Origin of the sequence: Nonomuraea sp. NPDC003709, from assembly GCF_040610775.1 — a bacterium.
GTDB lineage: Bacteria > Actinomycetota > Actinomycetes > Streptosporangiales > Streptosporangiaceae > Nonomuraea > Nonomuraea angiospora_A.
On sequence record NZ_JBEXMW010000009.1, the window covers coordinates 480,965 to 494,581 of the forward strand.

General features: G+C 70.7%; 12 protein-coding genes. 7 read left to right on the forward strand and 5 right to left on the reverse strand.

Annotation, left to right across the window (positions count from 1 at the left end; all coding sequences use genetic code 11):
* Nucleotides 1-4 precede the first annotated feature (4 nt).
* Together ABZX61_RS28855 and ABZX61_RS28860 are read right to left on the reverse strand one after the other, a co-directional pair.
* Nucleotides 5-1,756, reverse strand: coding sequence for an ABC transporter ATP-binding protein (locus tag ABZX61_RS28855; RefSeq protein WP_355199283.1), 1,752 nt, complete (start codon nucleotides 1,754-1,756; stop codon nucleotides 5-7).
* A complete protein-coding gene (locus tag ABZX61_RS28860) occupies nucleotides 1,753-3,531 on the reverse strand; it encodes an ABC transporter ATP-binding protein (RefSeq protein WP_355199285.1) in 1,779 nt (592 codons plus the stop codon). The genes ABZX61_RS28855 and ABZX61_RS28860 overlap by 4 nt, the downstream gene beginning before the upstream one ends.
* Before the next feature lie 300 nt (nucleotides 3,532-3,831).
* On the opposite strand from ABZX61_RS28860, the gene ABZX61_RS28865 reads away from it, so the two are divergent.
* From ABZX61_RS28865 to ABZX61_RS28895, 7 genes are read left to right on the forward strand one after another with little or no spacing between them, the layout of a single operon-like run.
* On the forward strand, nucleotides 3,832-5,565 hold the full coding sequence (locus tag ABZX61_RS28865; protein ID WP_355199287.1) for a condensation domain-containing protein: 1,734 nt from the start codon (nucleotides 3,832-3,834) through the stop codon (nucleotides 5,563-5,565).
* Nucleotides 5,562-7,025, forward strand: coding sequence for an AMP-binding protein (locus tag ABZX61_RS28870; protein WP_355199289.1), 1,464 nt, complete (start codon nucleotides 5,562-5,564; stop codon nucleotides 7,023-7,025). Before ABZX61_RS28865 ends, ABZX61_RS28870 begins: the two co-directional genes overlap by 4 nt.
* The gene (locus ABZX61_RS28875) at nucleotides 7,015-8,034 is read left to right on the forward strand and encodes a MupA/Atu3671 family FMN-dependent luciferase-like monooxygenase (RefSeq protein ID WP_355199291.1); all 1,020 of its coding nucleotides are present in this window, start codon (nucleotides 7,015-7,017) and stop codon (nucleotides 8,032-8,034) included. Before ABZX61_RS28870 ends, ABZX61_RS28875 begins: the two co-directional genes overlap by 11 nt.
* A complete protein-coding gene (locus ABZX61_RS28880; RefSeq protein WP_355199293.1) occupies nucleotides 8,034-9,002 on the forward strand; it encodes a phosphotransferase in 969 nt (322 codons plus the stop codon). Before ABZX61_RS28875 ends, ABZX61_RS28880 begins: the two co-directional genes overlap by 1 nt.
* Before the next feature lie 22 nt (nucleotides 9,003-9,024).
* The gene (locus ABZX61_RS28885; RefSeq protein WP_355199295.1) at nucleotides 9,025-10,215 is read left to right on the forward strand and encodes a radical SAM protein; all 1,191 of its coding nucleotides are present in this window, start codon (nucleotides 9,025-9,027) and stop codon (nucleotides 10,213-10,215) included.
* 5 nt (nucleotides 10,216-10,220) lie between these two features.
* Nucleotides 10,221-10,478 (forward strand): acyl carrier protein, encoded by a 258-nt coding sequence (locus tag ABZX61_RS28890; protein ID WP_355199297.1) that lies wholly within the window; start codon nucleotides 10,221-10,223, stop codon nucleotides 10,476-10,478.
* Nucleotides 10,475-11,536: a hypothetical protein gene (locus ABZX61_RS28895; RefSeq protein WP_350740124.1), complete on the forward strand. Its 1,062-nt coding sequence runs from the start codon at nucleotides 10,475-10,477 to the stop codon at nucleotides 11,534-11,536. Before ABZX61_RS28890 ends, ABZX61_RS28895 begins: the two co-directional genes overlap by 4 nt.
* A 37-nt stretch (nucleotides 11,537-11,573) precedes the next feature.
* On the opposite strand, the gene ABZX61_RS28900 is transcribed toward ABZX61_RS28895, so the two are convergent.
* The 3 genes from ABZX61_RS28900 to ABZX61_RS28910 form a co-directional block, all read right to left on the reverse strand.
* On the reverse strand, nucleotides 11,574-12,053 hold the full coding sequence (locus tag ABZX61_RS28900) for a hypothetical protein (RefSeq protein ID WP_355199299.1): 480 nt from the start codon (nucleotides 12,051-12,053) through the stop codon (nucleotides 11,574-11,576).
* Nucleotides 12,050-13,525, reverse strand: a complete 1,476-nt coding sequence (locus ABZX61_RS28905; protein ID WP_355199301.1) for a HAMP domain-containing sensor histidine kinase — start codon at nucleotides 13,523-13,525, stop codon at nucleotides 12,050-12,052. The genes ABZX61_RS28900 and ABZX61_RS28905 overlap by 4 nt, the downstream gene beginning before the upstream one ends.
* A gap of 8 nt (nucleotides 13,526-13,533) precedes the next feature.
* A partial coding sequence (locus ABZX61_RS28910; protein WP_355199321.1) for a helix-turn-helix domain-containing protein occupies nucleotides 13,534-13,617 on the reverse strand: 84 nt, incomplete at its 5' end.

The window sequence follows — 13,617 nt, forward strand, 5'->3', positions numbered from 1 at the left end:
AAGCTCAGGCGTGCGCGGCGGCGTGAATGCCGTAGAGGTCCGCGTACATGCCGTTCCGGGTGAGCAGTTCGTCATGTCTGCCGCACTCCACCAGCTTTCCCGCCGCCATCACCAGAATGAGGTCGGCGTCGGCCACGGTGGAGAAACGGTGGGAGACGATGACGCTGATCGCCCCGTTCAGGGCCGCGAGTTCGCGGGAACGCCGCGCGTAGCGGCCGAAGATGGCGTGCTCGCTCGGTGCGTCCAGGGAGGCGGTGGGCTCGTCCAGGACGAACAGCAGGGGGCGGGCCCGTGCGCCGGAGCGGGCGAGCGCCACCTTCTGCCACTGGCCCTCCGACAGCTCGATCCCGCCGAAGCGGCGACCGAGCTCGGTGGCGGGGCCGTCGGGCAGGCGGGAGACCAGTTCTCCGGCGTCGGCGTCGCGCACCGTGGAGTTCAGATCGCCTCGGCCGCCCATCAGGACGGAGTCCTCGAAGGTGGTGCAGTAGCGGCCGAAGTCCTGGAAGGCGGCGCTCATCGAGGCCCGCCAGCCGGCGGTGTCCAGGGCCGACAGCTCCACGTCGTCGACGAGGATGCTGCCCGAGTCGGGGGCGTACATCTTCGCCAGGAGCTTGACCAGCGTGGTCTTGCCGGAACCGTACTCGCCGACCACCGCGACCACCGCTCCGGCGGGCAGGTGCACCGACAGGTCCTCGAGGACGGGCTCGGTGGTCCCGGGGTAGGTGAAGGACACGTTCCGCAGCTCGATCCCGCGCCGCAGCCGGACGGGCGGGGCCGCGTCGGCGGTGTCGCGGTGCGTCCGGGCGTACTCCATGAGCCACAGGTAGGGCCGCAGCAGCCGGCGGTACCCGCCGACCTGCATGGATCGGTGCAGCGCGTGCTCGACCACGTTGCGGAACTGGACGCCCATGGACACGGCCAGGATGATGTCCCCCGGGTGGCCCGCCGCGGTGACCAGGAAGATCGCCAGGGTGAAACCGGCGCCGAAGACCAGCCAGCCCGCCGACGACCAGCCGGCGGCGACCAGGGCGGCGCGGGCGCGTGAGCGCGTCACCCGGTCCCAGGCTTCGGCCTGCAGCTTGAGCGCCTCCGCCGCGGCGCCGTAGACGCGCAGCTCCTTCAGCGCGGCCGGGTTCACGCAGATGTCGTCGTACAGGTCCCGGTGGAGCCGCAGGTCTTCGGCCGACTCCAGGTCCTCTTCGGCGATCTTCTTGCGGCCGTGCCGCTCCATGGCCAGCTGTACGGCGGCGCACGGCAGCAGCGCGAGCAGCCAGGGGTTCACGCCGCCCAGCACCGCGAGCGCCACCAGCAGTCCGATCGTGGCGGCGACGGCCTGAAGGACCGCCCACGCCCAGTCCACCACCGCGCCGGACTGGCCGCGCAACGTGGTGACCCGGTCCAGGAACTCGGGCTCCTCCAGATGTCCCACCTGCGGCAGTTCGGCGCAGGCGCGCAGGATCCGGGGCTCCACCTCGGTCAGGCTGATCCGCTCCACCAGGTGGATGGTCCGCAGGTAGGCGATGTGCTCGACGCCGAGGTTGAGGGTGAGCACCAGCGCGGCGCCCAGCGCCGCCACGCCTATCGCGGTGGCGGTGCCCGCCTGGGTGGCCTCCACCAGCGCGCGCAGCGTGAGCCCCACCGCCGCGAACATGACCGTCGAGGCCACGTGCCAGCCGATCAGGAAGGCCGTCGCCCCGGGATGGCGTTGCCGGCACAGCACGATCAGCTCACGCCACAGGCGCGCGTACTCCCTCACGCGAGATCTCCTTCGTCCAGCCGGTCGTCGTATCCCTGGCTGAAGCGCTGGGCTTGAAGCGCGTACATGGTGGCGTACTGCCCGCCCTCGGCCATGAGCTCCTCGTGCGTCCCGGACTCGGTGATCCGGCCGCCGTCGAGCAGCACGATCCGGTCCGCCTGCCGTACCGTCGAGAGGCGGTGCGAGATCAGCACCACGCTGATCCCCTCGGTGATGTCCGGCAGCCGCTGGAAGAGATCGTGCTCGGTGCGGACGTCCAGGTGGGCCGTGGGCTCGTCCAGCACCAGGATCCTGGCCCCCCGGCGGGTGGCGTAGAGCGCGCGGGCGAGCGCGACCTGCTGCCACTGGCCGCCCGACAGGTCCACCCCCGCGGTACGGCTGCGCGACAGCGGCGTGTCGTACCCGCCGGACAATCGGCTCACCACCGGGACCAGCCCGGCGTCCCGGACGACGCCGGAGAGCAGATCGGGGTCGGCGGCCCCGAGGGCGATGTTGTCGCGCAGGGAGAGGGGGTACTTCAGGAAGTCCTGGAACACCACGCTCAGCCGGGACTGCCAGTCGGGGATGTCCGCGATGTCCGTCCCGTCGGCGAGGATCCTGCCCGAGTCGGGCCGGTACAGCCCGGCCAGCAGCTTGGTCAGCGTCGACTTGCCCGCGCCGTTGAGCCCGACCAGCGCCAGCGACTCCCCCGGCCTGATCTCCAGATCGACGCCGTTGAGCACCTGCCGGCCCGGGTAGCCGAAGCGTACGTTCTCGAAGCGCAGCAGCGGCGGCGGGCCCGCGGGGGTTTCGGCGTGCGCGCGCAGCGGGATCGGCGCGGGGTTGATCCGCTCCAGCTCACCGGCGGCCCGCCTGACCGGCCGGGCCCCTTCCAGGGAGATCACGTCGTCGGTCCTGATGGCCACGCTGAACACCGACCAGGCCGCGGTGACCACGGCCACCTCCAGCGCGATGCTGCCCTGGCCGGCCGCCGTGCCGAGGGCCACCCAGGTGAAGGCCACGGTGCATCCGGCCAGCGGGAGGAGCAGCGCCAGCCACAACTGGCGCAGCACCCGCCGATCGTCCTCCCACACGGGGTCCACGTGGGTGCGCATGTCACGCGTGTAGTGCCCGAGCAGCCATTCGCCCGCTCCGAAGACGCGCAGCTCGCGGCCCGCCGCCGGCGTGGTGGCGACCTCACCCCAGTACTTCCACCGCCGGTGGTACAGGACGCCCTCCACCCAGATCCGGAAATGCCGGACCCACTGGCGGCCGTGCATCATGCGGAAGCACACCGCCGGGATGACCGTCGCCGGCACCAGCCACCACGACCACCAGGCCAGCACCACCGCGGACGACGCCATCCCGACGGCATGGCCCACCAGCTCCAGCTGGCTCACGGCGCCGTCGCCCGACGTCCTGTCGACCCAGTCCCGCGGCTCCGCCGTGGTCGTCTTCACCCGGTCCTGGACGTCCTGCCTCTCGGCCACGTCCACGGTCGGCACGCCCATCACCAGGGCGGCGATCCGCGTGCGGTGCGCGCCGTCGATGCGGTCGGCCGCCAGCCGTCCCACGGGGAGCCGGAACGCCAGCGCCAGCTGCCCGGCCAGGACCACGCCGCTCATGAGCAGCACCGGCGCCAGCGCGGATCGGCCGTCCGCCGCCACCAGTTCCTGGACGGCGATCGCGATGCCCGCGGGCACCACCGCATCGATGAGAACCATCACGGTCAACGCGATGGACACCGCCGGGCCCGCGTAGCGGAAGAGCCTCAGCAGGTCCAGCCTTTCTCGCATGGGCATCCCTCAGGCAAGGCCGATGAAAACTTTCCATTCCCTCGCGAAATCTTGCGCAGCGTATGTCCGATTCCGCGGGTCGGTCAATGGAGCCTTCCCGTGCGGCCGGCACTCGCTCCATGTCCTTGACAAGGCTTCCGATGGCTCTTGACGATCAAAAAATGCTCACATACGCTCCGGCTAGCTTATCGGGGGCAGTCCGAAAGTTTCGGCAACTTGGGCTCTGCGATGGGCTGAATGCAGAGGAACAAGGTCCTTCGGTCCACGCGAAGCACGTGTCTGCGAGGGTGATCTGCGTCGATGCCGAATGTCTTCACCGCGCTCACTCACGAGCTCACGCTGACGGAGTGCGAACCGATCGCCGTCTCCTTCCAGGGCGATCGCGCCGGTGACGGGCCCCTGACCCTCGGCCAGCTGAACATCCTGCGGTGGCTGGACGGTTTTCCCGACGCGCACGGCTGGATGCGGTGGGCGCTGGAGCTGCCCGAGGGCACCGAGCTGGACGACGTCACCGAGACCTTCGCCGTTCTGCTGGCCCGTCATGAGGGGCTGCGCTCCACCTACGCGGCCGGCCCTCCCCCGGCCCAGCGGGTCGCCGCGGCGGGTGAGCTGATCATCCACCGCTTCGACGCCGGCGCCGGGCCGGTGGAGTCCGCCGCATTGGCGGCGGAGCTCGGAACCCTCCTGGACACACGCCCGCCGTACAGTCCCAAGACGCATCCGCTGCGCGTCGCCCTGGCCACGCGCGGCGGCAAGGTCCTCGCCGGCGTCATGGACCTCTCTCATCTGACCGCGGATTTCCTCGGCCTCGCCGTCTTCGGCCGCGAGTTCGCGCACCTGGTGCGCCACCCCGCGGAGCGTGAGATCGGGCAGGCCCGTCATCAGCCGCTGGACCAGGCCTGGGCCGAGCGGCGTCCGCCGTTGGCGCGCCGTACGGCGAGCGCTCTGGCGCTGTGGGAGAGCGTGCTGAACCGGGCGCCGCACCACCTCTACACGGCCGCCTCCACGGGCTCGCCGCGCGACTCGGTCGCCGCCGAACTGTGCTCGCAGGCGGCGGCGACGGCCTTGGCCGAGATAGAGGCGCGCGTCGGATTCGGCCGCCCGGCGATCGTCCTGGCCGCCATCTGCGCCGTGCTCTCCCAGCGCACCGGGCACTCCGCCGGTGACTTCCTGACGCTCTCCAGCAACCGGTACGACAGCCGTTCGGCGAACTACCTCGGGACTCTCGTGCAGTCGGCCCCCATGCGCGTCGACCTGGAATCCATGAGTTTCGACAGATGTGTCCACCAGGCCTGGCTGGCGACCGTGAAGGCGGGCAAGCACGGGATCTACGACGTCGAGAAACGCTCGCAGATCTCCGCACGAGCCGAGCACCGGCGAGGTGTCCGCTTCTGCTTCGAGCCCCTGTTCAACAATCTCGTGGTGGGCCGGCTCGACTCCCAGTCTCCGGAAGCGCCGGCCGAGACCGCTCTCACCTGGACACCGATGGTGGAGAGCGACGTCATGCTCAGGTTCGACCTGTTCGCCGCGGAGCAGACGCTCCGCCTGCGGCTGTGGACCGGCCACCTGGACCGGGTCCCCAGGGATGAGCTCGAACGGATCCTGCTGGCGATCGAGCACCTCCTCCTGTCGGCGGCCTCGGAGGATCTGAGCCGCCCGCGGATGGACGAGGTCACCGGGCTGGGCCCGCTTCCACGGGACGGCGACTGGCTGCCGGTCGACTCGTGCTGGATCCAGGTCGGCGAGGTGCAGCGACTCCTGGACGAGGTCCTCACGCCGCTCCCCGCCCAGGTCTTCCCCGAGGTCCGGGGTGAGCCGCTGGTGGCCTTCCTCGCCCGCGGCCCGCAGGTCCGATCCGCCGAGGAGGCGCACGCGCTCTGCATGGAGGGCCTGCGCCGCCGTCCCACCGCGATGACGCCCCGCCGCTACGTGCTCTGCGATCATGCCCCGGACGACGTGAGCGACCTGGACGCCTGGCTGGGCCGGCCCGTGGTCGCGGAAGGCGCGGGCCGTACGACAGGGCAGCCGGGATGACCGGCGTCGTCGGCCGGTGGATGCGCCACGTTCGGGCCCATCCCCAGGACATCGCGATCCACGGCAGGAAGCGGGTCGCCACCTACCACGACCTCGCGGTCCGGGCCTCGGGACACCTGGCGGAACTCGATACCGTCCCGGGCGGCGACCCGGTGCTCATCGCGTGTGCCGATCCGGTGGAGACCGTCGCCGCGACGCTCGCGGCCATGGCCTGCGGCCGCGTGTTCGCTCCGGTGGACGTACGAACGCCGCCCGCGCGGCTGGCCATGGCCATCGACGACCTGCGGCCGGGAGCCGTCGTCGTGGACCGGGCCGGGTCTCCGGTCCTGGCCGGAACCGGCAGGAAAGGGTTCCGGACCCTGGACGCCCGGGACGTACGAGACCACGCGGTGGATCCGGCACGATGGGACCCCGGCGAGCCAAACGGCCCCGGCTACGTCTACTTCACCTCGGGAACCACGGGCCGGCCGAAGGGGGTCGTGGGAAGCCTCCCGGCGATCACGCATTTCGTCACCTGGGAGATCGACCTCGTGGGCGCGGGCAGGGGGACGCGCGTCTCCTCGCTCACCTCCGCCGGATTCGACGCCTTCCTGCGCGACGCCTTCGTCCCGCTGTGCTCGGGCGGGACGATGGTCGTGGCCCCGCAGAGCGCCCGCAGCGGCCAGGGGCTCGCCCACTGGCTGGAGACCAACCGCGTGCAGATCCTCCACTGCGTCCCCACGGTTTTCCGCACCCTCCGAGCGGCGGACCTGACACCCGGGTCGCTGCGCGAGCTGCGCGCCGTCCTGCTGGCGGGAGAGCCGGTACGTCCCTCCGACGTCCGCTCCTGGCAGGAGCTCTTCGGGACGGAGAAGGAGCTGATCAACCTCTACGGCCCCACAGAGACCACGATGACCAAGCTCTTCCACCGGATCACCGCCGCGGACGCGACGGCGGACTCGGTCCCCGTCGGCGAACCCCTCCCAGGTGTGACGGTGCGGCTCCTGGAGTCGGGCGAGGTCGAGCTGCGCACGCCGTTCCCGCTCCACGGCTACCTCGGAGGACGGCAGGGCGGCTTCGACCCGTCCGATCCGCACCGGTTCCGGACGGGCGACCTCGGGCGGTTCCGGCCCGACGGCTCCCTGGAGCTCCTGGGCAGACGCGACGGGCAGGTCAAGGTGAACGGCGTGCGCGTCGAGCTCGACGACGTGGCGAACGTGCTCATGCGCTCCCCCGGGGTCCACGACGCCCACGTCGTCCTCGTGGATGAGAAGCTCTGCGCGTACGTGGTCGCCGATGACGGCCGCCACGAGCAGGAGGTGCTGCGCCATCTGCGCGAACATCTCCCGCCGGGCGTCGTTCCCACCGTGTTCGTGTGGCTCGACGAGCTGCCACGGACCTTGAGCGGGAAGGTCGACCGCCCGCGGCTGCCCCAGCCTCCGGAGAAGACCCGCGGAAGAGAAGGAGCCGATGCGTTTTAGCCTGTTCTACTTCGCCGACGACAGCACGCAACCTTCCGCCGACCGCTACGAGCTGCTCCTGGAGGGGGCACGCTACGCGGACGCGCACGGCTTCACGGCCGTGTGGACGCCGGAGCGGCACTTCCACGCGTTCGGCGGGCTCTATCCGAACTCCGCGGTGACCGGCGCGGCCGTCGCCGCGGTCACCGAACGCGTGGCCGTCCGCGCCGGCAGCGTGGTCGCCCCGCTGCATCACCCGATCCGCATCGCGGAGGACTGGGCCGTGGTCGACAACCTGTCCGGCGGGCGGGTGGGGGTGTCCTTCGCCTCCGGGTGGCACGCGGTGGACTTCGCCTTCAACCCCGACAGGTACGCCGACAGGACCCGCATCACCGTCGAGACGCTGGAACAGGTCCGCCGCTTGTGGCGGGGGGAGGAGGTGAGCGTCGTCACCGGGGTGGGCGAGGAACAGCGGGTCCGCATCTTCCCGCCTCCCGTCCAGCCGGAGCTCCCGGTCTGGCTGACGAGCTCCGGCAGCGTCGGGACGTTCCGCACGGCCGGCACCCTCGGCGTCGGCGTCCTGACCAACCTGCTCAGCCAGAGCGTCGACGAGCTGGCACTCAAGATCAAGGAATACCGCGCGGGACTCGACGGCAGGCCCGGCGACGTGGTGGTGATGCTGCACACCCACCTCGGGCCGCCGACCGACGCGGTGCGGGAGGCGCTGACGGCGTACGTCCGGAGTTCGGTCGGCCTGCACCTCGGTTCGAGCGCGGGCTCGGCGCGCGACGTCGACCCCGCCGCGCTCGGTCCCAAGGGCGTCGAGTTCATGACGCGCAGGGCCGTCAAACGGTTCTTCGACGAGGCGGGCCTGCTGGGCGAGCCGGCCGTCGCGGCGGAACGGGTCCGCCGGCTGGCGGCGATCGGTGTGGACGAGATCGCCTGCCTCATCGACTTCGGCCTGGAGACGTCCGCGGTCCTCGGGAGCCTGGACCTGCTGGGCAAGCTGCTGGACAGCGGTGATCACTGATGGACGCGCACACCAAGAGGCGCCTGCCCGAGGCCGAGGTCAGAGGGCTCGTCCAGCGCGCCCTCGGACGCCGCGCCGTCGCCGCGCGAGAGCTGGGAGCGGGTACGTTCGCCGCGCTGTGGCGCGTCCGGCTGGACGACGGTTCCGAGGTGGTCCTCAAGCTCAGCCCTCCCGGCGATGCCGGACTCCTCGCCTACGAGCGGGACATCATCCGGACGGAGGCGCTGTTCTACCCCCTCTCCGAGGGGGCCGGCGTCCCGCAGCCCCGGTTGCTCCACGCCTGCCTCGATGGCCCCGTACCGCATCTGATCATGACCGCGGTCGAGGGAGTCCCCTGGTGGGACGCGGCCGAGCGGCTGGCCGAGGAGGAGTCCCGGCAGTTGCGCTCCACGCTCGGGCAGTACGTCGCCGCGCTGCATCGCATCAAGGGGACGGAGTTCGGCTACCCGCATCTGCCCGGGATGAGGGCCGCCACCTGGCGGGAGGCCTTCCTGGCCATGGTCGACGGCCTCCTCGCCGACGCCGTCCGGTTCGACGCCGACCTTCCCTGGCCGGCCGACGAGATCGCGCGTGCCGTACGGGCCGACGCCGGCGCGCTCGACGAGGTCACCGAGCCCGCCCTGGTCCATTTCGACCTGTGGCCCGGCAACATCCTGCTGGACCTCGACCGCCGGCCGCCGCGCATCGCGGCGCTGATCGATCACGAACGGGCGTTCTGGGGGGATCCGCTGGCCGACTTCGTCTCCCTCGACGTGTACGGCCGCGCCGAGCACGACCCGGACCTGCTGCGGGGCTACCGGCAGGCCGGCGGACACCTCGAGCTCACCGGGAGCGCGCCAACCAGGCTCGCCCTCTACCGGACCTACCTCTACCTGATCATGATCATCGAGGAGAAGCCCCGGGGATTCGATGACGCCGACCGCCATGACCGCGTCGTGAAAAAGCTCCTCGAACAGCTCATCCGCTGAACCGCGCAGGGAGATGACCAAGGTGGAAAGAAAGCTGACGGAGAATCGATCCAGCAGGACGCTGACCCCGGCCGAGTTCGCCGACGTCCGGCGCAAGCTCACGGTGCGGTCGCGGACCAGGAGGGGGGTCGGAGCCGATCCCGGCTATGCGACCGACCTGCCCGGTGAGCTCAGCCTGCAGCTCACCTACTCCTGCAACCTGCGCTGCGACCACTGTTTCCAGTGGAACGACCAGGGCTTCCTGCGCGACTACAGCAGAGACCGGGTCACCGCCGAGCTGGACATCGAGGTGCTCGAACGGCTGCTCCGCGAGACGGACGCGACCAGGCCCAAGACCTGGCTGTGGGGCGGCGAGCCGCTGATGTACCGCCGCCTGCCCGAACTGGTCGAGCTCCTTCTCCGCTACCCCCGCAAGGTCAACATCTGCACGAACGGCCTGCTCATCGAGCGCAACCTGGAGCACCTGCTCAAGCTCGGCAGCAACCTCAACCTGACGGTCAGCCTCGACGGGCTCGAAGCCGACCACGAGGCGCTGCGCGGGCCCAGGTCGTTCTCCAGGACGGAACGCAACCTCAAGACCCTGCTCGACCTGCGCAGGAGCGGGGAGTACCAGGGCGAGGTCACCGTCAACTCCATGGTCAGCAACGCGACGGCAGGCCGCCTGTACGAGTTCATGGAGTGGGCCGAGGAGCTTGAACTCCACTCGGTCTTCTTCCAGCTGCCCTGGTGGATCACTCCCGAGGCCGCCGCGCGGATGGACGAGGTGTACGCGCGCGACTTCGCCTGGCTCAACCCGCCGCCCCCGCCCGGGCAGGCCACCTGGCACTCCTACACCTACCACCTCGAACCGGACAACATCCCCGTCCTGCTGGAGTCGATGAGAAGGCTCGCCGGACGCGTGTGGAAGCCCTGGATCCGCTACACGCCCGAGGTGACGCTCGATGACGTCACCGACTTCGCCCTCGGCCGCAGCCGTCTGGTCGCGGGCAAGTCCACCTGCCTGGCGGTCTCCAGCCGGTTGGAGGTGCACGCCGACGGCAAGGTCAGCTCGTGCAAGTTCTTCCCCGAGTTCATCGTCGGGGACATCAGGGACGGGACGCTGGAGGAGGTCTGGCACAGCCCCGCCTTCCGCCGGGTGCGCACCACGCTGCGCGCTACGGGCCTGATGCCCGTCTGCTCGAAGTGCTCATCGCTCTACGAAAACGGAGTGTGAACGAGATGGACGACCTCCTGCCGCAGATCAAGTCGATGCTGGCCGAGGCCCTGGGCGACGACTGGGCCGCGGAGGAGCTCGGCGACGACGCGGACATCATCCGCGAGCTGGGCATGGACTCCATCCAGTTGATCAACTTCCTGTTCATGGTCGAGGAGAGGTTCAACGTGGAGCTCGACTTCGACCGGCTGGACATCGAAGGGCTGTACTCCATCCGCGCCTTCTGCGGTTTCGTCCTGTCGCATGTCAACGCCCTGGCATGATCGCGATCCTGACGGGCGGCCCGGGGCTCGGCGCCCACGTCACCGGCCTGCTGCTCAGGCGGCGGCTCAAGGAGCTCGGGGCGTCCGGCGAGGTCTTCCTGGCCGAGGCGTTCTGGCAGCCCGAACGGCGCGACAGGATCTCCGCGAGCAAGGAGGCGTACCAGCGGGACTTCCGTCTAGCCCGGGTCGGCCAGCGCCTTTTCCGCAACCTGTCGGACGCCTTCGACCCGATGCTGATCGAATCGGCGAAGAAGCGCTGGCATGATGGCGCGGTCCACCGTTTCGTCGTCTTCAGCGGTCTCTGGCTGCCCGTCGTGGAGAGTTACGCGGAGGAGTTCGGGGCCGTACCCGTTGACGTGTGCCACGCCGACTCGGCCAACTCGCCGTCCTTCGCCCGCCGGGCCGAGTCGCTGGACAGGCATCGGGAGGTGTGGCTGTTCGACTCCGCCGGCAACGACATCCCCTGGACGATCAGGGCCACCACCGAGCCGCCGCTGCGCTGGGAGGATCGGGACAGGCGTGTCCTGGCGCACGGCGGCGGCTGGTCGATGGGCACGTACCTGGAGCGGGCCGCCGAGCTGAACGCCGCAGGCCTTCCCCTCGACCTCGTGGTGCGCGACGTCGGCGAGGCCCCCGACCTGGCTCCCGGCTCGCGTCGCTTCATGATGGATCCGTCCTGGAATCCCTGGCACGACGACGGCTTCCCGCCCTTCGGCGAGATCGTCGCCGACGCGCCCCCCGTGTACGAGCAGGCCGAGGACCATCACCAGGCACTCGACCTGACCAGGCACGCCGTGGCGATCATGGCCAAGCTGGGCGGAGGCACGATCCTCGACGCGTTCACCGCGGCGACGCCGATCATCTGCCTGGAGGGGTACGGCGAGCACGAGGATCGTAACGTGCAGTTCTGCGTTGACCTGGGCATCGGCATCACGTTCGAGGCGTGGCGGGACACCGGCTTCTCGCTGGAACCGCTCGCGCGGATGCACCGCCGCCTGCTCGACCTGCACGACCGGCCCCGTGATTACGCGCGGGAGCTGGCGGCGGTTGCCAGCTGATCGCCGTGCTCGCTCCCCCGTCACGAGCCGCCCAGCATTACCTCGGGCAGCTCCGGGGGCCGCTGTCCTGCCCGGCTCCGACGACGGTGACCTGGCCGGCAGGGATTTCCGGTGCCATGGCGGCGGCTGTGCACACGATCTGGTCGATGGCCAGCGCGGGCAGTTGGCCGGGCGGGGTGGACAGGGTCACCACCAGGTGGCCGCCGGGTTCGGCGGTCATCGAGAACGGGCCGGCTTCGGGTGGGACGTCGGTGGTGAGCCCCCGGGTTCGTTCTCGCGGGGTGGGTCCGGCTGCCAGCAGCGCGAGCGCGTCGGCTGGGGACAGTCGGTAGCCGGGTCGCGTCACCGTGCTGAGCCGGCCGTTCTTGACCAGGTAGAGGGTGACCTTCAGGGGTGGTGCGACGGGTCCGCTGGGCGGGTCGCCGGCGGGGATGGCGTCGCTGGGTTGCACGCCGCAGCCGGCCGCGAGTGTCAGCAGGGCCGCGGCGAGCAGGTGGCGGGTGGGTCTGGCCGTCATTCGGGGCCCCCGTCGGGAGCGTCCGCCCGGCGTGGCAGGCGCAGGGTGAAGAGGGCGCCGCCGTCCGGGGCGTTGGTGACGGTGAGGTCGCCTTGGTGCAGGCGGGCGTTCTCCCGTGCGATGGCCAGGCCGAGGCCGCTGCCTTCGGATCTGGTCCGGGCGGCGCTGGCCTTGTAGAAGCGGTCGAACACGTGTGGCAGCACCGCCTCGTCCAGGCCGGGTCCGTGGTCGCGGACCTGGAAGGTGATCCAGTGCGGGTCGGCGGTCAGGTGTAGCGTCACGGGTGGTTGGCCGTGGCGTAGGGCGTTGCCGACCAGGTTGGCGAGGATGACGTCGACGCGGCGTGGGTCCAGTCGGGTGGTCACGGCGGGTGGGAGGTCGGTGTGGACCTGTTCGGTCCAGCCTCGGACGCGCAGGGTGGCGGAGACGAGTTCGGCCACGTCGACCTCGTTCAGTGCGAGGGCGGCGACGCCGGAGTCGAATCGGCTGATCTCGATGAGGTCGTTGACCAGGGCGGTGAGGTTGAGGGTTTCCTGGCTGACCAGCCGGGCGGCTCTGCCGGCGGGCTCGGGCAGCCGGGCGGCTTCTTCGTCCAGGATGTCGGCGACGGCGGTGAGTGCGGCCAGGGGGGTGCGTAGTTCGTGGGAGACGTCGGCGACGAATCGGCGGGCGTCGGCCTCCATTTCGCGTAGTTGTTTGACGTGTCGTTCGAGTTCGGCGGCGGTGTTGTTGAAGGTGTGTGCGACTTCGGCCAGTTCGTCGGAGCCGTGGACCGTGATTCTGGTCCGTAGTTCGCCTTGGCCCAGCAGGCGTGCCGCCCGGCCGAGTTCGCGTACCGGGCGTAGCACGCCGCGGGTGGCCAGCGATGCCAGGACGACCGCGAACGCCAGGGCGGCCACGCCGATGAGCCAGGCACGTACGGCGAGCTCGTCGATGCTGCGCTGTTCGGCGATCAGGCTACGCGCAGCGTAGACCTCGATGCCGGAGACCCGCGTCGTGCGGTCCCCCTCGACGACCAGCAACGGCGTGCCGATGATCAGCCAGGGCACGCCCTCCCGCACCACGCGTTGCCAAGCGATGTTGCCGTCGGCCACCATCTGCCGCAACTTTGGTGAGATCACCCCGAGTTCCGAGGCCAGCACCCTCCCGCCCGGCCTCAAGCGCCCCGGCGGGGCGACCGGCGAGTACATCTCGCGGTAGACGGCGACCGCGAACTCCACGCCGTTCTGGTCGGGCACGGCGGTGGCGATGTCGTCGAGCTCGTCGGGGCCCGGCGCCGGAGTCCGCAACGGGTAGAGCGCCTGCAGGCGGCTCCTCATCGCCTGCACCGTGGCATCCTGGGTCCGCTGCAGGATGTCGTTGCGGGCCTGGACGTAGAGCCCGCCGGCCACCGCCGCCGCGGTGACCACGCACAGCAGTGCGAATGCCAGCAGCAGCCGGGTTTGCAGCCCCAGGCTCGGCCGAGTCGTCACCGGCCGCTTCACACCGGCCCGAACCGGTACCCGAACCCACGCACCGTCTGCACATAGACAGGCGCCGCCGAGTCGTCCTCGATCTTCGCGCG

Excerpts from the sequence above, each read along its gene's own strand:
- ABZX61_RS28860 (WP_355199285.1), bottom strand. The coding sequence starts at position 3,531 with ATGCGAGAAAGGCTGGACCTGCTGAGGCTCTTCCGCTACGCGGGCCCG.
- ABZX61_RS28870 (WP_355199289.1), top strand. The coding sequence starts at position 5,562 with ATGACCGGCGTCGTCGGCCGGTGGATGCGCCACGTTCGGGCCCATCCC.
- ABZX61_RS28895 (WP_350740124.1), top strand. The coding sequence starts at position 10,475 with ATGATCGCGATCCTGACGGGCGGCCCGGGGCTCGGCGCCCACGTCACC.
- ABZX61_RS28900 (WP_355199299.1), bottom strand. The coding sequence starts at position 12,053 with ATGACGGCCAGACCCACCCGCCACCTGCTCGCCGCGGCCCTGCTGACA.
- ABZX61_RS28875 (WP_355199291.1), top strand. The coding sequence starts at position 7,015 with ATGCGTTTTAGCCTGTTCTACTTCGCCGACGACAGCACGCAACCTTCC.
- ABZX61_RS28865 (WP_355199287.1), top strand. The coding sequence starts at position 3,832 with ATGCCGAATGTCTTCACCGCGCTCACTCACGAGCTCACGCTGACGGAG.
- ABZX61_RS28880 (WP_355199293.1), top strand. The coding sequence starts at position 8,034 with ATGGACGCGCACACCAAGAGGCGCCTGCCCGAGGCCGAGGTCAGAGGG.
- ABZX61_RS28890 (WP_355199297.1), top strand. The coding sequence starts at position 10,221 with ATGGACGACCTCCTGCCGCAGATCAAGTCGATGCTGGCCGAGGCCCTG.